At 71.8% G+C, this 21,127-nt stretch carries 19 protein-coding genes; 5 read left to right on the top strand and 14 right to left on the bottom strand.

What is annotated here, in order from left to right; translation table 11 throughout:
* The first annotated feature begins 152 nt into the window (after positions 1-152).
* A complete protein-coding gene (locus tag FJ309_02845; protein ID MBM3953556.1) occupies positions 153-1,646 on the top strand; it encodes a hypothetical protein in 1,494 nt (497 codons plus the stop codon).
* Positions 1,647-1,664: 18 nt separating this feature from the next.
* On the opposite strand, the gene FJ309_02840 is transcribed toward FJ309_02845, so the two are convergent.
* From FJ309_02840 to FJ309_02820, 5 genes are all read right to left on the bottom strand, one after another.
* Entirely contained in the window at positions 1,665-2,453 is a 789-nt protein-coding gene (locus FJ309_02840) for a zinc-dependent peptidase (protein MBM3953555.1), read from the bottom strand.
* Between the two features lie 349 nt (positions 2,454-2,802).
* On the bottom strand, positions 2,803-3,663 hold the full coding sequence (locus FJ309_02835; protein MBM3953554.1) for a hypothetical protein: 861 nt from the start codon (positions 3,661-3,663) through the stop codon (positions 2,803-2,805).
* 97 nt (positions 3,664-3,760) lie between these two features.
* Complete coding sequence (lnt, locus tag FJ309_02830; GenBank protein ID MBM3953553.1) at positions 3,761-5,530, bottom strand: apolipoprotein N-acyltransferase; 1,770 nt, start codon at positions 5,528-5,530, stop codon at positions 3,761-3,763.
* Positions 5,527-5,817 carry a biotin attachment protein gene (locus tag FJ309_02825; GenBank protein ID MBM3953552.1) on the bottom strand — a complete coding sequence of 97 codons (291 nt, stop codon included), beginning with the start codon at positions 5,815-5,817 and terminating at the stop codon, positions 5,527-5,529. Before FJ309_02825 ends, lnt begins: the two co-directional genes overlap by 4 nt.
* A 109-nt stretch (positions 5,818-5,926) precedes the next feature.
* Positions 5,927-8,200: a M28 family peptidase gene (locus tag FJ309_02820; GenBank protein MBM3953551.1), complete on the bottom strand. Its 2,274-nt coding sequence runs from the start codon at positions 8,198-8,200 to the stop codon at positions 5,927-5,929.
* Between the two features lie 45 nt (positions 8,201-8,245).
* On the opposite strand from FJ309_02820, the gene FJ309_02815 reads away from it, so the two are divergent.
* Complete coding sequence (locus FJ309_02815; GenBank protein ID MBM3953550.1) at positions 8,246-8,785, top strand: hypothetical protein; 540 nt, start codon at positions 8,246-8,248, stop codon at positions 8,783-8,785.
* 39 nt (positions 8,786-8,824) lie between these two features.
* Here FJ309_02815 and FJ309_02810 read toward each other — a convergent pair whose 3' ends face one another.
* Positions 8,825-10,594: a hypothetical protein gene (locus FJ309_02810; GenBank protein MBM3953549.1), complete on the bottom strand. Its 1,770-nt coding sequence runs from the start codon at positions 10,592-10,594 to the stop codon at positions 8,825-8,827.
* 72 nt (positions 10,595-10,666) lie between these two features.
* On the opposite strand from FJ309_02810, the gene metG reads away from it, so the two are divergent.
* The 3 genes from metG (at position 10,667) to genX (ending at position 14,241) form a co-directional block, all read left to right on the top strand.
* Positions 10,667-12,742 carry a methionine--tRNA ligase gene (gene metG, locus FJ309_02805; GenBank protein MBM3953548.1) on the top strand — a complete coding sequence of 692 codons (2,076 nt, stop codon included), beginning with the start codon at positions 10,667-10,669 and terminating at the stop codon, positions 12,740-12,742.
* Between the two features lie 77 nt (positions 12,743-12,819).
* On the top strand, positions 12,820-13,263 hold the full coding sequence (locus tag FJ309_02800; GenBank protein MBM3953547.1) for a universal stress protein: 444 nt from the start codon (positions 12,820-12,822) through the stop codon (positions 13,261-13,263).
* Positions 13,264-13,275: 12 nt separating this feature from the next.
* Entirely contained in the window at positions 13,276-14,241 is a 966-nt protein-coding gene (gene genX / locus FJ309_02795; protein MBM3953546.1) for an EF-P lysine aminoacylase GenX, read from the top strand.
* Between the two features lie 21 nt (positions 14,242-14,262).
* On the opposite strand, the gene FJ309_02790 is transcribed toward genX, so the two are convergent.
* From FJ309_02790 to FJ309_02755, 8 genes are read right to left on the bottom strand one after another with little or no spacing between them, the layout of a single operon-like run.
* Complete coding sequence (locus FJ309_02790) at positions 14,263-14,946, bottom strand: hypothetical protein (protein ID MBM3953545.1); 684 nt, start codon at positions 14,944-14,946, stop codon at positions 14,263-14,265.
* A gap of 6 nt (positions 14,947-14,952) precedes the next feature.
* On the bottom strand, positions 14,953-15,555 hold the full coding sequence (locus FJ309_02785; GenBank protein MBM3953544.1) for a hypothetical protein: 603 nt from the start codon (positions 15,553-15,555) through the stop codon (positions 14,953-14,955).
* Between the two features lie 17 nt (positions 15,556-15,572).
* Positions 15,573-17,366, bottom strand: a complete 1,794-nt coding sequence (locus tag FJ309_02780) for a hypothetical protein (protein ID MBM3953543.1) — start codon at positions 17,364-17,366, stop codon at positions 15,573-15,575.
* Positions 17,366-18,574, bottom strand: coding sequence for a PilT/PilU family type 4a pilus ATPase (locus FJ309_02775; protein MBM3953542.1), 1,209 nt, complete (start codon positions 18,572-18,574; stop codon positions 17,366-17,368). Before FJ309_02775 ends, FJ309_02780 begins: the two co-directional genes overlap by 1 nt.
* A gap of 41 nt (positions 18,575-18,615) precedes the next feature.
* A complete protein-coding gene (gene hisF, locus FJ309_02770; protein MBM3953541.1) occupies positions 18,616-19,398 on the bottom strand; it encodes an imidazole glycerol phosphate synthase subunit HisF in 783 nt (260 codons plus the stop codon).
* 5 nt (positions 19,399-19,403) lie between these two features.
* Positions 19,404-20,267 (bottom strand): thiazole synthase, encoded by an 864-nt coding sequence (locus FJ309_02765; protein ID MBM3953540.1) that lies wholly within the window; start codon positions 20,265-20,267, stop codon positions 19,404-19,406.
* Positions 20,268-20,283: 16 nt separating this feature from the next.
* On the bottom strand, positions 20,284-20,562 hold the full coding sequence (gene thiS / locus FJ309_02760) for a sulfur carrier protein ThiS (protein MBM3953539.1): 279 nt from the start codon (positions 20,560-20,562) through the stop codon (positions 20,284-20,286).
* Complete coding sequence (locus FJ309_02755) at positions 20,559-21,089, bottom strand: hypothetical protein (protein MBM3953538.1); 531 nt, start codon at positions 21,087-21,089, stop codon at positions 20,559-20,561. The genes thiS and FJ309_02755 overlap by 4 nt, the downstream gene beginning before the upstream one ends.
* Positions 21,090-21,127: the final 38 nt, after the last annotated feature.

The raw sequence follows: 21,127 nt of genomic DNA, 5'->3' as shown, positions 1-21,127 counted from the left end.
GCCGCGTGGGCTATCTTTGCCGGGTGGTCCACGGCCCGAGCCGTGGACTGTCCGCCGAGCGCGGATGGGTGGCCGAGCGTGTTTCGCCACCCGGGCACGACCACGCCCCCGACGCCGTGCGCCCTTGCCAGCGTTCCCTGGGGAGCCACCTGATGCCTGCCACCGCCCCTGCTCCGACCCGACGCCCCCGCACATCCAACGCTCGTGGCAGGCATACCGCCGCCTGGGCCGTCATCCTGCTCGGGCTCGCCGCCGGCCGCGCCCCTGCCGGCTGCCTGCAGGGCACGCTCGCCGACGAGCTCACCGCCGACCGTCTCGGCCTGGAACGTGATTGGCTCGTCCAGGTCCCGTTCGATTCGTCCGGGTACGGCGTCAGCCACGTCGTCGTCGGTGACGATCTGGTCGTCGTCCAGACCGGCGACGGTGGCGTGCACGCGATCTCTGCGACCGACGGCAGCGCCGGCGAACCGTGCCGCGGTGCCGTGCTGTGGTCGGCGCACGTCGCCACCGGCGGGCAACCGGTGCCACCGGCGGGCATCGGCCGCGACCTCATCGCCGTCACCGGCGGCCGGGGGATCGTCGGGATCGAGCGCCGCACCGGCGCCGTCCGCTGGGAGCACCGCCTCCAAGGGTCGCCGATCGGCGGCACGCTCGTGATCGGCGATTGGGTCTACCAGCCGGAAGGGGCCTCCTCGATCCTCCGCCTCCCCGCCAACCCGCTCGGCAAGCCGGCCTCCGTCGTCGCCGCCCAGGCGGCGGCCAAGGCCGAGCGTGAGAAGGCCAAGGGGAAGACGAAGCCCGCTCGCACCACGCAGATCAACGACACCGCCGCGTCGCGCGAGCCGCTGTCGCTCAAGGCGGGCGGCACCCTCGACCTCGCCCCCCAGGCCTTCGAGGACGGCCTCGCCTGGGTCACCCGCGACGGCCTGCTCGTCGCCCTCGAGGAGGACCAGTCGGGCTGGCAGCGTGCCGAATTCGACCTCGTCAGCACACCGGCCGGTCCGCTCGCGATCGCCGACAAGGCGATTTTCGCCGCCACGACCGGCGCCGACCTGGCGCGGATCGATTCGTCGGTCATCGGTGGCGGCGGGCTGCGGCTCGGCTGGCACGTGCGCCTCGACAATACCCCGGACGACGGTCCGTTCCTCGCCGGGGAGGTCGTCGTCGTCTCGCTCGGCGAGGCGGGGATGCGCGGATTTTCGGCCGCGACCGGCGACCTCGTCTGGGAGACCTGCGTGCCCGGCACGATCGTCGCCGCCTGCGCCGGCCGGATCTGGTTCCTCGACCGGGCCGGCCGGCTGGCGAGCCTCGATGCCGCCACCGGCGCCCCGCGCGATCTGGTCTGCCTCGGCGGCTTCTCTGTGGCCGCACCCAGCCGCGTCGCTGACCGCCTGATCCTCGCCAGCCCCGACGGCGCGCTGGTCGCGCTGTCGCCGCGCGGGACCGCCGCGCGGCGGGCGGCTGCCGCCCGCGAGGCGCTGCCGACGCCGACGGCGACGCCTGCCGCCCCGACCCCCGAGCCCCCCGCCCCCGAATCGCCGTTCGACACGCCTCCGGAGACCGGGCCGGACGATGCCATGACCGGAGAGGACGCGCCGGCGAAACCGGAGGAGGAGGATCCGTTCGCGGCCCCGGGCGATCGCTGAAGCGCCGCGCGGCCGCGGTCAGCCACCGCGACGAGCGCCCCCGCTGACCGGCACGCGGCGGCGCGGATCCTGGCGCCACGCCATGGCCAACACGTCGTACAGCGTGTGGTCGAACCGCCACAGTGGATGGGGATCCTGGAAGAAGCATTCGCTGGCGACGGCGAAGAACTCCGCGGGGCTGGTGGTGGCGTAGTCATCGAACGGCACCGCACGCCCCTCGTCGAGTACTTCCGCATAGTGTTCGCGGCAGACAGCGAACTGCTCCTCCCAGCGACCACCGCCCCCGGTGATCGCGCCGTCGATCTCCCCGTCGAGTCCGTCGAGAAGGTGCGCCGTCTCGTGGATCACCAGCGCCCTGGCGCCGTCGCGCAGCCGGCCCCCGGCGCGGACGCGTGGCCAGGAGAGGGCCATCGCCCCGGTGGTCGAGACCTCCCCTTCGAGCGGTTGGCGCCATTCGATGTCGACACCGCTTCCGAGCGACTCGGCGCGCGGGGCCTTGAAGTCGCCCGGGTAGAGGAGCACCGACCCGAGCCGATCGAACAGATCGACCGACAGCCCCAGCGCCGTCAGGGCCATCTGCCCGGCGGTCACCACCCGGATCTCATCGTCGACTTCGAGCCCGCCGCACCCCTCGAATCGCTTCTCGGCGAGGAGGACCGCCACCATGCCGCGGAGGAGTTGGCCGTCGTCGGGCGGCAGCCAGGCCACCTGGCGCACGCCGGCGACCAGGAGCCGCTCCCACTCGGCGGGAAACGGCACCGTGGCGAGGGCACGACGCCGCCGGGACCTGAGCCAGGAAAAAAGCATCGTCGCGGTGTCTCGGTCACGCGGTCGGTGGCGCCCACGAAGGGGAGCGTCCACCGGCCGCGTCACGCCTCGGCTCGTCGGCCGCCGGGCCCCGGGGCCGCACGCCGGCGCCGAGCGACGCTGCGACCGGTCAGGACCTCACGTCGCCCGGGGGCTGCACCTGGAACCCGTACCGGTTGAGGTCGAGCGCCAGGAAAATGCAGCCCACCGCGATCGCGATGAAGCTCAGGACCAGCATCGCCGTGTAAACGTTGACCGGCGGGCGGGTCTGGGAATCGGCAGCCATGCGGTCCTCCGGACCCGTCGGGTATCTGGTGATCGCCCCGCGAACCTGCCCTCGGACGGGTGCTCAGGCCTTGAGGCGGGTGGCCACGCGGTCGCCGCGCTGGATGACGCCACGGACGAACTGCGGCACGACGACGGCCACCGAGCGATCGGGTTCGACGCTCACCACGCGCAACCGGCCGAGGTACTTGTCGTTGCGATAGACCTCGACCTCGTGGCCGGCCTGGAGGCCATCGTCACCGCCGAGCGAAAGCTCGACCGAGTCGGCCACGACAGCAGTCACCACGCCGTCGATCGCCGGAACGCTGTCGCGCGGCAGGCTGTCGACCGAGAGACCGTTTTGCTGGAGCAGCAGCCGGGCATTGGCGACCTGCTTCTCGAGCTGTGCTTTGCGCTCGTTGGCGATCGCCAGGAACGACTCCTGCTCGTGGAGCTCGCCGGCGAGCTTGGCGGCACGGTCGACGTGCTCGTCGACGGTGGCCTGCATGTCGCGGATCTCCGTGCGGAGGTCGGCGACGACCTTGGTGGCGGTTTCCAGCTCGAGCCGCGTCTTGACCAGCTCCGCCTGCGCCTTCTCACGCTCCAGCTCGCGGGCTTCCTTGTCCTTGCGCAGGCTCTCGAGGTCCCTGTTCTTTTCCTCGAGCGCGGTCTGGATCTTGGCGACGACCTGGTCGCGGGCGGCCTCGGAGGCGGACACCTCGGCGGTCAACCGGGAGATCTCGGCGGTCAACTGCTCCCGTTGCTTCTGGGCCTCGGCGAGCCGGACCTTGTACCCGACCGTCTGCCCAGGCCGCGCCTGGTCGGCCGTGCGCAATACCTCGTCGCGCCAATTGGTGTGGGTCGAGTAAAGCGCGACGGCGAACGCCATGAACAGCAAGCTCATGACGAACACCGCGAACACGAAGATCTTGCCGATGATGTTCATGGGATCCCCGCTGAGGGCGCCCGGCCACCCCACGGGGGCGGGTGCGGCGGTGCATGCCGTGCTGACAACCGAGAATAGTTGTGCATCGGCCGGGGGGTCAACGCGTCTGGAGCGGCCCGGGACCCGCCGTTCCAGCCTCCCGCGCCGCCGCCGGATCCCGCCGCAGCCATTCCCGGAAACACCCGGTCAGGGCGACTGCCAGGATCGCCACGGTCACCCCGGTCGGCACACTCCCCCAGGTCAACCAGGGACTTTCACGCCCGTCGGTGGCCACCACGGCCCGGAGGGTGGCGGTCGCCCGGCGCGGGCCCCGGGCCCGGATCCGGCCGGCACCGTCGATCACCGCGGAGAACCCGGTGTTGGCGGCGACCACCAGCGGCGTCCGGACCTCGACCGCCCGGAAGACGGCGCTGGTGAGGTGCATGTCGAGTTCGCTCGACCCCCAGAACCAGCCGTCGTTGGTGAGGTTGACGAGCACGTCGGGGCGACCTCCAGCGGCCGCGAGCCGGTTGACGATCGCGCGGATCGCCTCCGGGAGCGTGGTTTCGTAACAGATCGTGGGCGCGATCCGGCACCCCTCCAGATCGACCGCCACCGGCTCACGGCCGGCCGTCAGCCCAGCCGGGAGAGGGGTGAGCCGCTGGAGCCAGGGGATCCGGTCCGCCAGCGGGACGTATTCCCCGAACATCACCCGATGCATCTTGTCGTACCGGGCCCGGATCCGCCCCGTGCCGTCGAGACACACCGCGGTGTTGAAGTACCGGGCCCCGGCCGGGAGGCGGGGATCGACCTCCTGGCGGTCGACCCCGACCAGCCACGTGGTCCCGTAACGCCGGGCGTAGGACGCCAGCGCCGCGCGCCGCTCGGTCTCGATCGCCTCGCGGCATTCGCGCTGCCGTCGCTGATCGAGCGCGGCCGATGGCGGTTCCGTGGCCGGTCCGAGGACGCGGTCGACGACGGCGTCGGGGAGACGTTCGGCCGGATCGATGTCGACCAGCCCGTAGCGCCACATCGTCTCCGGCCAGACGATCAGGTCGGGGAGCCGGTCGTCTTCGGCGAGGCCCGCGCGCGTCAAACCGTCGTAGTGTTCGAGCACCTCGCCGGCGGCTTCGGGGTCGTGCTTGAGCTCGGTGTCGATCGATCCCTGGACGAGGAGCACGTCGAGGCAGGACCGCGCCGCGCCGATCGCCGCCGGCTCCGTCGCCAGCCGCCACCCGCCGTAGGCCATCGCCAGGCCGAGCAGTGTCCCGGCACCGGCCAGCACCCGGAGCGTGCCGGCGGGGTGCCGCGGTGCCGAGCCGCACCCGGGCGGTGCCGGCAGCGCCGTCGCCAGCGCCGCGGCGACGGCCATCACCAGGCCACCGACGCCACAGGCACCGAACAGGTCGGCCACCTGGAGGAGCGGCAGGACGCGCCACTGTGTATGGCCGAGGGCCCCGAGCGTGAACCCACCGAGGATCCAGCCGCGCGCCTGCTCGAGGCCGACCCAGGCTACCGGCGCTGCCACCACCAGCCCCCAGCCCCAGGCTCCCGTCATGCGGCGGGCGGCGGCCACGAACAGCGGCAGCGAGCACCCCAGATACGCCGACAGCGCGATCCAGCCCAGCGACGTCGCCGGATGGGGCAGCCGCAGCCAGTGGAGCGTGAGCATCCAGTGGAGCCATCCCGCAACGAACAGCGTGCCCCAGGGAATCGCCCCCCGGGAGCGGACCAACCACAGCCACGGGAACGGTGCCACCCAGGCCAGCATCCACAGATCAGCCGGTGGCTGGACGAGGAACATGCTCACGGCGCCGGCGAGCGCCAGCCACCGCGCCGTCCACGGGCCGGTGCCGGCCGCATCGGCGGGGGAGACGGGAGCGGTCACGGGGCGGCCCCCGCAGCGCCCCTGAACGCCGCCAGCACGTCCCCCGGGGCGACCACGGCGTCCTCGTCGACGCACTGGTGCACCAGCCACCCCGACACCGGTGCCTCGAGGTCGAGCGTCGCGCCGCCGGCCACCAATTCGACGATCCGGTCTCCCTCGCTGACCGCGGCCCCTTCGGGCACGAGCCACAGCGACACCAGCACCTGCCCGTCGCCGAGACCGAGATCGGGCACAACCAAGAGGTGCTCGGCCGGGGAGGTGCCGGCGGGTGCCGGATCGACGTCCATCGAGGTCTCTCCCGGAAGCCGCCGGTGTCTCGCGCGGCCGCCGACGTCGTTCGACCGGGCGGGCCGCTCCGCCACCGCCCCGGGTCACGGACGTCCCGGCCCCCACCGGCTAGCGCTGCTCGCGCAGCCAGGTGAGGACGACGCGCCCCACCGCCCCGAGCGACTCGGCCGAGCAGCGGGCGGCGACGTCCTCGGTGGTGTGCCAGTGGGGATAGTCGAAATCGATGACGTCGCAGGTCGGGATCCGGGCGATGTTGCGCAGCGGCACGTGGTCGTCGTCGACACGGTACCGCGGCCGGGGCACGAACTGCCGCACGCCGAGCCGGGCGGCGACTCCCCACAGCGATTCGACGACCGGGCGGGTGTCGTCCCACTCGACGCTGTACTGCTCCTGCCAGATCGCGAGGTCGGCGTCGCCGACCATGTCGAGGAGCACGCCGCACCGGTAGCGGCGGACGTCGGTGCCGGCGGGCCGGCCGGCGAGGTACTCGCGGGCGAAGTGCCGCGACCCGAGGAAGTAGGGATCGCGCGGGGAGACGACGCACTCCTCGGCGTCGAAGCAGACGAAGTCGACGCCGACCGGCCCCTCCAGCGCCGGCATCCACCGCGCCAGTTCCATCAGCACCGCGACGCCGCTGGCGCCGTCGTTGGCCCCGACGAACACCCCGCGCGGGTCGACCGGATCGCGGTCGGGAAAGGGACGGGTGTCGTAGTGGGCGGCCAGCAGGATCCGGTCCTTCCGGTCTGCGTGCCACTCGACGATCAGGTTCTCCATCTCGATCGACTGTCCGGTGCGCGGATCGCGGCCACGGAAGCGCTGCGGAACGACGGTCGCGCCGGCGGCGCGGAAGTGGTCGGAGAGCAGTTGTCGCTGTCGCGCCATCCCCGGCGATCCACTCGGCCGCGGCCCGAGGCCGACGAGGCCTTCGAGATGGGCCATCGCCCGGGCTCCGGAGAAGTCGTCCGCCGTCGGCTCCGCGGCCCCGGCCACAAGCGCGACGGAGAACAAGGCTGCCGAGAGGAACTGCAGCGGCGGGGCAACGCGACGATTCATGCGCCGAGTGTAGCGGTCGGCGGAACGATCGATCCATGGCATCCTGGCCGCCCCCGCACGGGGCGGTGGAGCGGACAACCATCGCCGGCTACATTCCAGGGCGCGGGGTCGCCGTGGCGGTGCCTTCCGCCAGGGCCGGTGGTCGCAGCGGATCAGGGAGGGGCCATGCCGGGGGAGACGAGACGCAACTGCCGCGGGTGGGCGATCTGCCTCGCCCTCGGGCTCACGTGTGCCGGCGGCGCCGCCCGCGCGGGCGGCGGGCCGGAAAACGTGTTTCTCGTCGTCAATTCGACCAGCGGCGGCAGCATCGCCGTCGCCAATGCCTACGTGCGGCTGCGGCGGATCGCCCCGATCAACGTCTTCATGATCCCCTGGGAGGGGAGCAGCGAGGCGGTGTCGATCGGCGCGTTCCGCGACCAGATCCTGACCCCGATCCTCAAGACGATCGATGCCCGTCGGCTGTCGACCCAGATCGACCAGATCGTCTACTCGACCGATTTCCCGTGGCGCGTCGACTTCAAGGACGAACTGCCCCCGCAGATCGCCGCCAAGGACCAGTACCCGTCGGGGTCGCTGACCGGGATGACGATGCTCTACGCCAACGTGATCGCCGGCAACTACGGCTATCTCGACGTCGCCAGCAACCATTACTACCGGCCGATCGACGGCGACGGGGTGCCGGTGACGACCTTCGGGTTCCGGAATTGGTACGGCTGGGGCCGGCTCGGCGAACTGTACGAGGCCGGCGGCACGCGCTACCTCCTGTCGACGATGCTCGGCGTCTCGATGGGACGCGGGAACAGCATCCGCGAGATCATCACCTACCTCGATTCCGCCGCCACGGCCGACGGCAGCCGGCCGGCCGGCACGGTCTATCTGGTGCAGAACGGCGACGTCCGCAGCACGACGCGGAGCAACGCTTTTCCGGGCGTAGCGCGGGAGTTGACGAAGCTCGGGGTCGGCTGCGAGATCGTCACCGGCACGTTGCCGGTACGGAAGCCCGACGTGATCGGGGTGACCACCGGCGTCGCCGACTTCGACTGGTCGGCCAGCGGCAGCACGATCCTTCCCGGGGCGATCTGCGAGAACCTCACCAGCTACGGCGGGATCTTCACCGCCTCGTCGTTCCAGACGCCGCTCTCCGTCTTCCTCCGTGCCGGGGCGGCCGGTTCGAGCGGCACCGTCACTGAACCGTTCGCCCTGCAGCCGAAGTTCCCCCATCCGGGAATCCACATCCACTACGCCCGCGGCGCGAGTCTCGCCGAGGCCTTCTACCAGTCGATCCAAGCGCCGTACCAGATCCTCGTCGTCGGCGATCCGCTCTGCCAACCGTGGGCGCGGATTCCCGATGTCGAGGTGGTATCGGTGCCCGACATGAAGGCGCTGACCGCAGGGCAGAGCCTGTCGGGCGAGGTTCTCCTCGAACCGCGCGCGGTGGCGACGGGTCCGGCGGCAGTCGACCGCTTCGAGGTGTTCGTCGACGGGATCCGCCTGGCACAGTACGGCAGCGGCGAGCGGTTTCCGCTCGACACCCGGCTGCTCGCCGACGGCTACCACGACCTGCGCGTGGTGGCGATCGAGTCCTCGCCGGTCGAGACGCAGGGGCGCGTGGTGATGCCGATCACCACGTCCAACCACGGCCGCGAGCTGGTGCTGTCGGTCGATCCCAATCCGGTCGACCTCCGCGCGACCGTCCACATCGCCGCCGTCGGCCGGGGCATCGACACGATCACCGTATTCGCCAGCGGCCGCGTGATCGGCCGGATTTCCGGACCGGACGGCGAAGTCGAGGTTCCGGCCGCCAAGCTCGGACTCGGCATGGTCACGCTGATGGCGATCGGCCGGGATGGTGCCGGGCCGACGCAGGCTGTCAACGCGATCCCGGTCACCGTCGACGTGCGCTCGGGACAGTGACCGCGACGGCACCGGGCCGCTGCCCGTGAACGCCGTCCGTCAGCGCCCGGACGGCGCGGGTCCCGCGGGTGGAGCCACGGTGGCGCTGCGGAGCCGCGTCAACCCGTCGAGAAACTCCCGGCTGGTCGACTGGAGGACGAACACCTCGCCGTCGCCGGTCGCGGCCGGCGACTGCCGGGCGGGACGGACGATGCAGATCACCTCGGCATCGCCGTGTCCACGGACGTGTTCGAGGAGACTCTCCTCGGCACCGCTCAACCGGGGCCCGACGGCGGCAGGGGCAGGGCCTCCCGGGGCAGGCACGCCGGCCGCATCTGGCCCGGGACCGGATCCCGCCGTCGGCAGGGCGCCCGAGCGGTCGCGCCGGTCGAACGCGACCGCCGGCATCTGGGTGGGCAGCGCGGGCACCGCCGCCCCCGCCGCCTCGGCGACCGCCTGGCTGGGATACGACGCACGGTACACGAACGCGAGTCCGGCCTCGTCGAGGTGCTCGTGGATCGCCGGAAGGGCGGCGAACAGCCCCTGGTCGTCGGTCGGGTCGGCGGCGTTGCAGACGCCGATCAGCGTGCCGTCGAGGCCGAACAGACCGCCACCGCTGCGTCCCTGGACAGGTTGCCCGGCGACGAGCAGGTTGGCGGGGCCGAGGTATTTGTCGACGGCCGTGACGCGGCTGTAGCGGAGGCTCGCGTCTCGTCCGCCGTCGCAACCGACCGTGACGACGCCGGCGCCGACGGAGGTCACCCGGTCGCCACCGCCGACCCGGACCGGCTCGATCGGCACGTCGGTGAAGATGCTCACCAGCGCGACGTCGCGCTCGAGATCGTAGGCGATCACCTGCCCGGCGAGACCGCGCTGGCCACGCGGGCCGAACAGATCGACCTCGATCCGTCCGCGCCCCTTCGATTCGCGGAACACGTGCCCGCAGGTGAGGATCAGCGCCTCCCCCTGGCGGCAGTCGACGACCGTGCCGGTGGCCCACGACACGCCCGTCGCCTCCTCGACGCGGAGCCGTGCCGTCGCCGCGAGCAGCCGGGCCTCGAGGGCCGCGCGCTCGGCGGGGGGAATCGTCGCCTCGGCCGGCGCGGAGGACGCGCGAGCGGGAAGCCCGGCCGACGACACCGGCACCGCGGTGGCGGGCGGGGCGACGACCTGGGCCGGTGCGGCGGCCGGCCGCGGCACGCGCGCGTCGATCGCCAGCGGCCGCGCGGGGGCTTGGGCCGGGAGCGGGATGCCGGCGAGCTCGGGGACCGGCGCGGGAGCGGCGGGCGCCGCCTGGGGCGCGACGCGTGCCCGGGCCAGCAGCCCCTCCAGTTCACCGCGCGACGTCGCGCCATTGATCCGGCCGACCTCCTCGCCGCGCACGAGCAAGACGTAGCAGGGCACACCGGTGACGGCGAAGCGGCGGACGAGATCCCCCTCGCGGTCGACGTCGACGTGGCGCACCGGCCAGCCGGCGGCGGCGATCTCGGCGACCAGCGGCGCCATCGCCCGGCAGGGACCGCACCATGATGCGGCGAAGTCGAGGAGCACCACGTCGCCCGGCGCGGGCGGCTGCGCGAGGGCGGAGGGCGCCAGCGCGAGTAGCCCCAGCGCCAGCGACAGTCCGCGGCCGAGCCGCATCACGCCGCGCACGGGGCCGGAGGCGAACGCGTGCATCCGAAGCTCCGGGAAGGGCCGGGGGACACCGACGGGCGCGGCAGGCAGCGGCCGGGCTGACGGGAGGGGGCGGATAGTGCCGGCGACCAGCGGCGCCGACAAGGCCACTTTCAGCCCTGCCGTGGGGCGCGGCGTGGCGCCGGCGTTCTCCATCCTCGCGCCGCCATTTCCCCCGCCACACTCCCTTCCTACAATCCGCGTTCCTCTCACCCCCTCGCGCCCGGCATGGCTTCACCCGCATCGCGCCGCATCCTCGTGACCGCGGCGCTCCCCTACGCCAACGGGCACATCCACCTCGGTCACCTGGTGGAGTACGTCCAGACCGACATCTTCGTCCGGTTCCAGAAACTGCGGGGGCACGACTGCATCTTCCTCTGCGCCGACGACACCCACGGCACGGCGATCATGATCCGGGCCCGTGCCGAGGGGCGCGGCGAGCACGAGGTGATCGCCGAGATGCGCGCGGCCCATCTCGCCGACTTCGCGGGGTTCGAGATCGGCTTCGACCACTACGGCAGCACCGACAGCGACGCCAATCGCCGGCTGTGCGCCATCGTGTGGCAGAGCCTGCGCGACCGGGGATTGGTCGCCGGCCGTGCCGTGGAGCAGCTGTTCGACCCGGTGGCCGGGGTGTTTCTCGCCGACCGGTTCGTCCGCGGAACCTGCCCGCGCTGCCGGGCCACCGACCAGTATGGTGACGCCTGCGAGAAGTGCGGCGCGACCTATTCGCCCGCCGACCTCGTCGATCCGCGGAGCACGCTCTCCGGTGCGACCCCCGAGGTGCGGTCGGCCGAGCACCTGTTCGTCCGGCTCGAACCGCTGCAGGAGTTCCTCCGCGGCTGGACGCAGTCGTCGGGTGCCCTCGCCCCGCAGGTCGCCAACTACCTCACCGGCCACTTCCTCGGCGAGCCGCTCCGCGACTGGGACGTGTCGCGACCGGCGCCGTATTTCGGCTTCGAGATCCCCGACGCCCCGGGGCACTACTGGTACGTCTGGTTCGACGCTCCGGTCGGCTATATCGCCGCCACCGAGGAATGGGCGGCGGCCCGGGGAGGGTCGTGGCGCGACTGGTGGCAGCCGGGCGACGCTCCGCCGGCGGAGATCCACCACTTCATCGGCAAGGACATCACCTACTTCCACACCCTGTTCTGGCCGGCGATGCTCGCCGCGGCCGGCCTCACGCTGCCGACGAAGGTGCGGATCCACGGCTTCCTCACCGTCAACGGGGAGAAGATGTCGAAGGCACGGGGGACGTTCGTCCTGGCGCGAACCTACCTCGAGCACCTCGATCCGGCGGCGCTGCGCTACTACTACGCGGCGAAACTGTCGGGAGACATCGACGACATCGACCTCAACCTCGACGACTTCGCCGCCAAGGTGAATGCCGACCTCGTCGGCAAGGTGGTCAATCTCGCCAGCCGGACGGCCCGCTGGTTGGAAGCGACCGGGCTGGCGGACCGGTATCCCGAGGACGGTGGCCTGTTCGCCCGCGCGGCCGCCGACGGCGCCGCGATCGCGGCAGCCTACGAGGACTGCGACTTCGCCCGGGCGATGCGCCTGATCATGGCCGCGGCCGATCGTGCCAACGCCTACGTCGACGCCGAGCAACCGTGGAAGCTCGCCAAGGCCGGCCCCGCCTCGGCCGCACGGCTGCGCGACGTGGCGACCGTCGCCCTCAACCTGTTCCGGCAACTCGCGGTCTACCTCGCCCCCGTCCTGCCACGGCTCGCCGCCCAGACCGGGAACCTGGTCGGCGGCCCGATCCGCTCGTGGGACGAGTCTCAGCAGCCCCTCGTCGGCCTGCCGGTGGCCCCGTTCACGCCGCTGGCAACGCGCGTCGATCCGGCCCGGATCGCGGCGCTGCTGGCCGCGACGACTCCCTCCCCGACTGCCCTTGAACCCCCTTCCACCACAGGCGCACCGATGACGACCGATCCCGGAGCCCCCCTCGCCGCCGAGCCCCTCGCCCCGACCTGCACGATCGACGACTTCAGCCGGGTCGACCTCCGCGTCGCCCGGATCGTCGCCGCCGAGGAGGTCGCCGATTCCCGGAAGCTCCTCAAGCTCGCCGTCAGCCTCGGCGGCGACACGACGCGGACCGTGTTCGCGGGGATCAAGGGATTCCACGCGCCGGCGGACCTCGTCGGCCGGCTGGTCGTGGTCGTCGCCAACCTCGCCCCGCGGACGATGAAGTTCGGCACCAGCGAGGGGATGGTCGTCGCTGCCAGCGGCGCGGGAGCGGAGGGTGTCTACCTGCTCTCCCCCGATGCCGGGGCCCTCCCCGGCATGCGGCTGCACTGACCGGCCGGCCGGCGGCGCTGGACCGTATAGTTGGCTCGGTTTCCCCGCCCGCCCCGTCCCTCCGGGAGGCTGTCGCCATGCCCCAGCGCACGATCCTGTTCGCCACCGATTTTTCCACCGCCAGCGACGCGGCGCTGCACCACGCCGAGGCCCTGGCCCGCCAGGCGGGTGCGCGCTTGCTCATCGTCCACGTCGAGGAGCCGCCGCTCGCCTACGGGGGGGGCGAGCTCTATTACGGGATCCCCGAGCCCGATTCGGCGCGGATCCAGGCGATGCTCGAGGCCGTCAAGCCCGCCGCGCCCGACGTCCCCTTCACGCACCGGATGGGGATCGGCGATCCGGCGGCGGAAATCGTCAGGATCGCCGGTGACGAGGGGGTCGAATTGATCGTCATCGGCACCCATGGCCGAACCGGCATGCTGCGCCTCCTGATGGGAAGCGTCGCCGAGGCGGTCGTCCGCCGCGCACCCTGCCCGGTGATGGTCTACCGGGCACCCGTGCCGGCCACGGTGCCGGCCTGAGAGGAGCGCCCGGTGCGCGACGGCCCGCGTTCCGCGTCTGAAACCCACGACCTGCTCCGCCGCCGCGCCGCCCTGCGCGCCGCGCTGCGCCGGTTGTTCGACGAGCGCGGCTTCGTCGAGGTCGACACGCCGGTGCTCTCCGCCGAGGTCGTGCCCGAAGCCCACATCGATCCGTTCGTCCTCCACCCCGACGGGCCCGGGGCGGCGCCGGCCTACCTCCAGACCAGCCCCGAAGCCCTCATGAAGCGGCTGCTGGCGCGGGGCGCGGGACCGATCTACCAGTTCGCCCGCGCGTTCCGCGCCGGTGAGCGGGGCGCCCGCCACGACGTCGAGTTCGTGCTGCTCGAGTGGTACGCCCCCGGCACCACGCTCGACGACTCGGCCGAACTGGTCGCGGCGCTGTGCACGACCGCGTTGGAAACGGCGGGAATCGAGCGGATCGGCTGCGCCGAGGCGTTCGGCCATCATGCCGGCGTCGATCCGTTCACGGCCACGCCCGCCGACTGGGAAGCGGCCGCGGCGCGGCTGGGCATCGCCGCCCCCCACGGTCACGCCCCCGACGGCGACGGCTGGTTCGAACTGCTGCTCGCCGAGGCGGTCGCCCCGCGGCTCGGCCATGACCGGCCAACCCTCCTCGAGGGCTGGCCGGCGAGCCAGGGGGCGCTGGCCCGGCTCGATCCCGCCGATCCGCGTCGGGCACTGCGCTTCGAACTGTTCGTCGCCGGCGTCGAGTTGGCAAACGGCTGGGAGGAGGAACCGTCGCGCGAGGAACTGGCCCGGCGCATCGACTCGGCCAACCGGACCCGCGCTGCCAGCGGTCGGGAACCCCTTCCCGTCCCGCAGCGGCTCCTCGCCGCCCACGGCGCCGACATGCCCAGGGGAACCGGCGCCGCCCTCGGCTTCGATCGCCTCGCGATGCTCGCCGCCGGTGCCGATGGCATCGACGCCGCCCGCTGCTTCTCGTCGCGCGACGCCTGAGCGCGACGGGAGCCGGCACGTTCACCCGCCCGGGAGCCCGGCAGCGCGGGGGTCGGCGAGCTTGAACACCTGCCAGGAATCGTAGACCCGGCCTTTGCGCGTCAGCGGCAGGCTACGGAGGATCATCCGTGCCTTCACCTCGCCGCCCGTCGCGCCGCCGCACGGTCCGAGCCTGACAGCCGCCACCCACAACCGCGCATCCTCGGGCATCGTGCCCTCGATGACCACGCTCGGCGTTGCGCCAGGGCCGCAGTCGCGGATCGCCGCCGCCACCGGATGCTTGGCGAGCAGCGCCTCGAGCGGCTCGTCGAGCGACCCGGGCATCATCGGGCCACGGTCGATCGCGCCTGCGTCGAGCATCTTCGCCGCATCGGTGACGTTACCCTGCTGGACGGTCGCCACCCAGTGCCGCACGGTCGCCTCGGCCCGGCGACCGGCCACCCAGCGCCCGACCAGATGCCCGGAGATCGCCTGGGAAGCGAATCCGATGGCGAGGAACAATCCCGCCAGCGCCGCCCAGCGCCCGACCTTCGTGGCGCCGTCCCGGCCGACATCGGCCAGGGCCACCAGTGCCAAGAGCGTGGCCAGCAGCGGCACCACCCAGAACAGCGGACCGAGGAGGGCGATCGCCGACACGATCCCGCCGATGGCGGCGGCCACGGCCAGCCAGCTTACCGGCCGGTAGTCACCCGATTCGTCCACCACGGCCGCTTACTCCCGGTTGACCCGCAGCCCCTCGGCCCGCTCCAGCGCCGCCCGGCGGTCGCCGTAGGCGAGGATGAACCGCGCGTCACGATCGAAGACGTCGGCCCGGTTCGCGCCGGGCCTGCCGAACGGACCGTGCTCGGTGGAAAACCGCGTCCAGGCGAGCCATTTCCTGTCGGGGGCGAACCCGAGGAACATCGTCGATTCGGGGGTCGGCTGGACGAGATCGCGCGGCACCGCGGCGGTGTGGAGGGAGGCCGCGGTGAAGCAGACCATCAACCACCCGGCCATCATCCCGACCAGCGCGCTGCCGCCCAGCTCGACCTGCTTGACGAACTTGACCTTGGTCCGCGACAGCCGGTCGGTGACCTCGCGCATCACCAGGAGCACCAGCGCGAACAATCCCCACCAGGCGAGGAAATCGATCAGGTAGGTGAAGGTCGGCAGATGGCCGTCGGCGAAGTTCGCGACGACCGGGTACCAGGCGGTGGCCGCGGTCGTCGCCGCGAGGAGGTTGAGGAAAATCACCATCGCGCTCCACAGCCCCTCGCGGACGAGCACGAGGGTGACGGCGAGGAACACGATCGCGAGGAGGATGGTGACGATCATGGCTGCTTTCCGGCAGTTCAGGACTTCGCGGCGAACACGCGCTGCAACTCCTCGAGCCCCGTGACGTTCTCGAGCACCAACCGCAGCCCCTCGTCGCGCATCGGCTGGAGGCCGTCCTTCTCCGCCGCGCGGCGGAGCGTGGCGGCATCGACCTTCTTGGCGACCGCCTGCCGCAGGGTCGGGCCCGAGGCCAGCTCGAAGATTGCCGTCCGGCCGAAGTAGGCGCTGCCCCCGCACAGCCGGCAGCCGTGCTCGCTGGGCTTCTTGAGGAACGGCAACTCCTCGGGTGTCTTCTTCAGCTTTGCCAGCAGGTCGGGCTGCGGCACGAATTGCTCCCGGCACTTCGGGCACAGCTTCCGCACCAGCCGCTGCGACAGCGATCCGATCAGCGTCCGGGCGAAGAGGTCGGCGGGAACACCGGCGGCGGCGAGCCGGGCTACGGCGTCGACGGCGTCGTTGGCCCGGAGGCTGATGATCACCATCTGCGAGTCGTCGGCGAGCTCGAGCAACTTGACCGCCAGATCCTTGTCGGTCAGGTCACGGGTCACGATCCCGCGCGGGTATTCGCGCATCGCCGTCTCGAGGGCGGCGACGGGCGTCGTCCCCGAGCGGGCGTCGTAGCGGACCGGCTTGACGTTCTGGATCTCGCGCGGCGGGGCGGCGGCGTCCTCGATGGAGATGAAGTCCCGGAGGAGCCGGTCGCAGGCGAGGACGACGACGTCGAAGGTGGTCGACAGGCCGTTGCCGCGCGGCGACGACACCAGCAGCACGCCCTTCTCCAGCGCCAGCAACTCACGGAGCCGCTCGGCGATCGGCTTCGGGACGCCGAGGTCGTCGTAGCCCTTGAACAGCAGTGCCGGAGACTCGATCTGCACGAGCATCTGTTCGCCGCCGTGGGCCGAGCGGACGGTCAACCGGCAGTTCCGCGGCTTGCCGTCGGACAGCACGGCGAAGGTCCCCGAGAGCTGGCCACGCCGCTCCTTCGGCTCGTGGCCGGTGAGCGTCTTGAGGGTGACGGCGATCGCGTCGGCCACTGGCCGCTCGAGCGGCGGGGCGTCGGCCCACACCTCGCCCGTCTTCCGCCCCCCCTTGCTCTTGAACACCCGCTGCGGCATCCACACCCCGTCGACCTCGTTGCGGAGGTTGACGACCGACGGCCCCCACTCGAGAAGCAGCGTCGAGGCCCGTGCCGCGACGGCCTGTTGAAGGATCTTCTTCGTCTCCTCGATCCCGGGAGTGGCCGCCGCCGCCTCCGAGCGGGCCTTGTTATCGGCCTCGTCCTTGCCCCCGACCGGCAGCAGGGTGATCGCCGGGAGGGCGTCGGCCGGCTCGTCGCCGACCTCCATGTGGATCCCGAACCGGCCCAAGACCCCGGCCAGTGCCCGGCGGGCATGGCCGACGGTGAGGATCTTCTCCGACTCCTTGAGCTTGGCGTTCCGCCGCCCGGCATAGACGAACAGCGGCACCAGCCAGCCCAGCCCCATCAGTACCTGGCCGATGATCGCCGAGGGGACGAGCCAAGCGACAAGCGCGGTGAGGAAGAACGGGACCGTCGTCACCGCGCCCCAGAGGTTGGGCTGGATGTTGCGCTTCGAGGCGTCGCGCGTCACCCAGTCGGAGGACGCGGTCCAGCAGAGGACCAACAGCCACCACGTCACCAAGGGCAGGATCGCCAGCCCACCGCCAGCCGGCCGGTCGAGCCACTCCGGGCTGGGCACGGGCCAGCCGTCGTCGGCGCGGGCGATCGCGCCACCGGTCACGGCCGCGTGGAAGGCGACGACGAGCACTGCCGGGAGGCAACGGCCCCGCATCACGAGACACCGATCCCCTTGAGGGCCATCATCAGCGCCTCGCGGTTGGGGGCGATCTCGAGCGCGTCGTTGCGATCGATGAGTTGCTGGTCGATGAGCGACTTGAGGCTCGCCGTGAAATCCTGCATGCCGTCCTTCGCTGACTTCTTGATGTGGTCGGCGATCAGGTGCTCCTGCTCTTCGAGGACGTACTTCCGTACCAGCACGTCGAAGTACAGCACCTCGCAGATCGGCACCCGGCTGACGCCGGGGCGGATGCTCTTGAGGAGCTTCTGGGCGATGATCCCCTTCATGTTGAAGGCGATCGCGCTGCGGATCGCGGCGTGCTCTTCCTGTGGAAACAGGTCGAGGATCCGGCCGATCGTGCTCGGGGCACTCGCGGCGTGGATCGTACCGAATACCAAATGTCCGGTCTCGGCGGCGTGGATCGCAGTCTTGAAGGTTTCCACGTCGCGCATCTCGCCGACGAGGATGATGTCGGGGTCCTCGCGGACGGCGTGCTTCATCCCGATCTCGAAGTTCTTGACGTCCTGGCCGATCTCGCGCTGGTTGATCAGGCACTTGTCCTCGGTGAACACGAACTCGATCGGGTCCTCGAGCGTGAGGATGTGCTTGCGGTAGTTCTTGTTGATGTAGTTGAGCATCGAGCCGATCGTGGTGCTCTTGCCGGAGCCGGTGACGCCGGCGAGCAACACCATGCCTTGATCGAGCTGGCAGAGCCGCTCGATCGACGTCGGCAGGAACAGCCCCTTGAAGTCGGGGATCGTGTTGTTGACGCGCCGCGCCACCAGCCCCATCGCCCCCTGCTGATGGAGCAGGTTGACACGGAACCGCCAGCGGACGCCGTCGACCGGCACGGTGTAGGCGAAGTCGCAGCCGCCGTCGTTCTCGAGGATCCGCCGCTGGCGCTCGTCGAGCATCGGCAGGCACAGCCGCCGCATCTGCTCGTCCTCGATCTTCGGCGCCTTGAGCGGCTGCAAGGCCCCCTTCACGCGGACGATCGGTGGCTGGCCGACCTTGAGGTGGAGGTCGCTACCCATCAGCTTCACCAGCGCCTCGAACAGCCGGTCGATCTCGAGCCGCGGGCGGCCGCCGCTGGCGACCGGCTTCTCGGACGCGGCCTCGGCTGCCGGCTGGGCCGGGATCTCGGCCACGGATGGGGTGGCCGGTGCAGGGGCTGACGCAGTCGCACTGTCGATCGTCGCCATCGGACGGTGATCCCAACGAGGATGACGTATTGCCCGCACCTCTAGGGTGCGGCGGGCGGACGGACGGGAATCCCCCGGGCCAGGAACAGTTCCTTGACGTCCCGGATCGTACACTGCCCGAAATGGAAGATTCCAGCGGCCAGCGCCGCATCCGCCCCTCCCTCGGTCACCGCCGCAGCGAGGTGCTCGGGGGCGCCGGCGCCGCCGCTGGCGACGACCGGGATCCGCACCGCCCGGCTGACCGCGGCGGTGATCTCCAGATCGTAGCCGTCGCGCGTGCCGTCGCGGTCCATGCAGGTGAGGACGATCTCCCCGGCACCGAGCTGTTCGACGCGCCGCGCCCATGACACCGCGTCGAGGCCGGTCGGCTCGCGGCCGCCGGAGATGAACACCTCCCAGGCCTCGCTGCCGTCGCCGCGGCGGACCCGCTTCGGATCGATGTTGACGACCGTCGCACAGCTCCCGAGCCGGTCGGCGACCGCCGCGATCAGGTCCGGGGTGCGGACGGCGGCCGAATTGATGCTCACCTTCTCGGCACCGGCTTGGACGAGGCGGCAGGCGTCGTCGAGCGTGCGGATCCCGCCGCCGACGGTGAACGGCATGAACACGCTCTCGGCGACGCGGCGGACGACGTCGAGCATGATCGCGCGGCCTTCGTGGCTGGCGGTGATGTCGAGGAACACCAGCTCGTCCGCCCCCTCGGCCTCGTAACGCGCCGCGACGGCGACCGGATCCCCGGCGTCGACGAGATCGACGAACCGCGTCCCTTTGACGACGCGCCCCCGGTCGACGTCGAGGCAGGGGATCACGCGGCGCGCGAGCATCGGCTTCACTCCGCGCGCCGCGGAGTGCCGATCACCCCTTCGACGGGGCTCGAGGCCGAGGCGTAGAGGCGCCGGGGGATTCGCCCGGCCAAAAACGCCTGGCGCCCGGCGAAGCAGGCGGCGCGCATCGCGTGGGCCATCCGCTCCGGCTCGGCGGCCAGCGCGATGGCGGTGTTGAGGAGCACCCCGTCGACCCCGAGCTCCATCGCGGCCGCGACGTCGCTGGCGGTGCCGACACCGGCATCGACGATCACCGGGTAGTCGGGGTCGTCCCCCTTGAGGAACTCCAGGCAGATCCGCAGGTTGGCGGGATTGAGGATCCCCTGCCCCGAGCCGATCGGGCTGCCGGCGGGCATCACGCTGGCGGCGCCGGCCGCCTTGAGGCGCCGGGCGACCACCGGATCGTCGCTGGTGTAGACGAGCACCGCGAACCCGTCGGCGACGAGACGGGCGGTCGCCTCGAGGGTCCCGACCGGATCGGGGAGCAACGTCTTCGGGTCGCCGAGGACCTCGAGCTTGACCCACTCGGCGCCGGGGTTGCCGAGATCGCGGAGCAGTTCGCGGCCGAGCCGCGCGACGCGGACGGCATCGTCGGCGCTGTAGCAGCCGGCGGTGTTGGGGAGGAGCGTGTACCGGGCAGGGTCGAGGAATTCGAGGATGTTCTCGCCGGCGGCGGTGACGAGCCGCTCGCGGCGGACCGCCACCGTCACGCAATCGGCCCCGGCCGCCTCCAGGCAGCGGACCATCGACGCCATCGACGGATACTTGCCGGTGCCGACCACGAGGCGGCTGGCAAGCGTGAGGCCGGCGACGCGGAGTGGCCGGTCGGCCAGCGCGGCATCGACGACGGGCACGGGGCCGACGGCCATGGAAGGTCCCGGCGGCTCAGCCGCCGCCGACGAGGGTCACGATCTCGATCACGCTGCCGGATTCCAGCATACAGCCGGCGAGCCGTGCCCGGGGCACGACGCGCCCGTCGATCTCGACGGCCAGCGGTCGCCCGGCCAGCCCGAGCGCCACCACCAGGTCGTGGGCGGTGGCCCCGGCCGGCACGGTGCGGGGCGTGCCGTTGACGGTCACCACCGACTGGCCGTCGGCAGGTGATCGGCCGCGTGGCTCGGCGGCGTCGGACGGGCCGCGCTCCGGCTCTATGGCACCGCTCATCGGGTCTTGCCACCACCGCGCGGATTGACGACGTCGAGCCGCACCAACTCCGCAAACGCCCCGGCAGCCGGCGCGGTCAGCGACGGAATGCCGTACGCCACCGTGGTCCCGGTCGCCGAGTCGGTGACGAACAACGCCGACGGCGACAGCGTGAGCGGCCCGAGACGGGTGACGTTGGCGATTCCCGACACGAGGAGGAACTTGGGGTTCTTCGCCTGACCAGGCTTGAATCCCAGGTCCTTGAGGACGTTGGTCTTGTAGAGGCCGGTGAACTTCCCCGTCGCCGGTTTGAGAATCCCGCCGGACAGGTCGCCGGTCTCGAAGTCGAGGAGGAACAGCCCCTCGAAGCCGTCGAGCGGCACCGTGCAGGTCGCGAACGAGCCTTCGGCGAGGCTCGAGGCGGCGCGCACCGCCGGCAGCGTTTCGGGCGACCGGAGTCGCGGCCCCACGCAGCACGCGACGCCGGCCACGAAGCCGGCCCCCGCGACGACGAACCAACCGGGAATCCGCAGTCCACGCCGCTCCATCGCCGTATCCCTCCTGGTTCCGCTCTCACGCCATCGGC

Source organism: Planctomycetota bacterium (genome assembly GCA_016872555.1).
GTDB lineage: Bacteria > Planctomycetota > Planctomycetia > Pirellulales > UBA1268 > F1-20-MAGs016.
The sequence above is the reverse complement of the archived record's forward strand: the minus strand, read 5'-3'. Positions and strand labels throughout refer to the sequence as shown.

What these genes read in the sequence shown, in the direction of transcription:
- FJ309_02845 (MBM3953556.1), top strand. Translation starts at nt 153, where the DNA reads ATGCCTGCCACCGCCCCTGCTCCGACCCGACGCCCCCGCACATCCAAC.
- FJ309_02840 (MBM3953555.1), bottom strand. Translation starts at nt 2,453, where the DNA reads ATGCTTTTTTCCTGGCTCAGGTCCCGGCGGCGTCGTGCCCTCGCCACG.
- FJ309_02835 (MBM3953554.1), bottom strand. Translation starts at nt 3,663, where the DNA reads ATGAACATCATCGGCAAGATCTTCGTGTTCGCGGTGTTCGTCATGAGC.
- FJ309_02825 (MBM3953552.1), bottom strand. Translation starts at nt 5,817, where the DNA reads ATGGACGTCGATCCGGCACCCGCCGGCACCTCCCCGGCCGAGCACCTC.
- FJ309_02815 (MBM3953550.1), top strand. Translation starts at nt 8,246, where the DNA reads ATGAAGGCGCTGACCGCAGGGCAGAGCCTGTCGGGCGAGGTTCTCCTC.
- FJ309_02810 (MBM3953549.1), bottom strand. Translation starts at nt 10,594, where the DNA reads ATGGAGAACGCCGGCGCCACGCCGCGCCCCACGGCAGGGCTGAAAGTG.
- metG (MBM3953548.1), top strand. Translation starts at nt 10,667, where the DNA reads ATGGCTTCACCCGCATCGCGCCGCATCCTCGTGACCGCGGCGCTCCCC.
- FJ309_02800 (MBM3953547.1), top strand. Translation starts at nt 12,820, where the DNA reads ATGCCCCAGCGCACGATCCTGTTCGCCACCGATTTTTCCACCGCCAGC.
- FJ309_02785 (MBM3953544.1), bottom strand. Translation starts at nt 15,555, where the DNA reads ATGATCGTCACCATCCTCCTCGCGATCGTGTTCCTCGCCGTCACCCTC.
- FJ309_02780 (MBM3953543.1), bottom strand. Translation starts at nt 17,366, where the DNA reads ATGCGGGGCCGTTGCCTCCCGGCAGTGCTCGTCGTCGCCTTCCACGCG.
- FJ309_02775 (MBM3953542.1), bottom strand. Translation starts at nt 18,574, where the DNA reads ATGGCGACGATCGACAGTGCGACTGCGTCAGCCCCTGCACCGGCCACC.
- hisF (MBM3953541.1), bottom strand. Translation starts at nt 19,398, where the DNA reads ATGCTCGCGCGCCGCGTGATCCCCTGCCTCGACGTCGACCGGGGGCGC.
- FJ309_02765 (MBM3953540.1), bottom strand. Translation starts at nt 20,267, where the DNA reads ATGGCCGTCGGCCCCGTGCCCGTCGTCGATGCCGCGCTGGCCGACCGG.
- thiS (MBM3953539.1), bottom strand. Translation starts at nt 20,562, where the DNA reads ATGAGCGGTGCCATAGAGCCGGAGCGCGGCCCGTCCGACGCCGCCGAG.
- FJ309_02755 (MBM3953538.1), bottom strand. Translation starts at nt 21,089, where the DNA reads ATGGAGCGGCGTGGACTGCGGATTCCCGGTTGGTTCGTCGTCGCGGGG.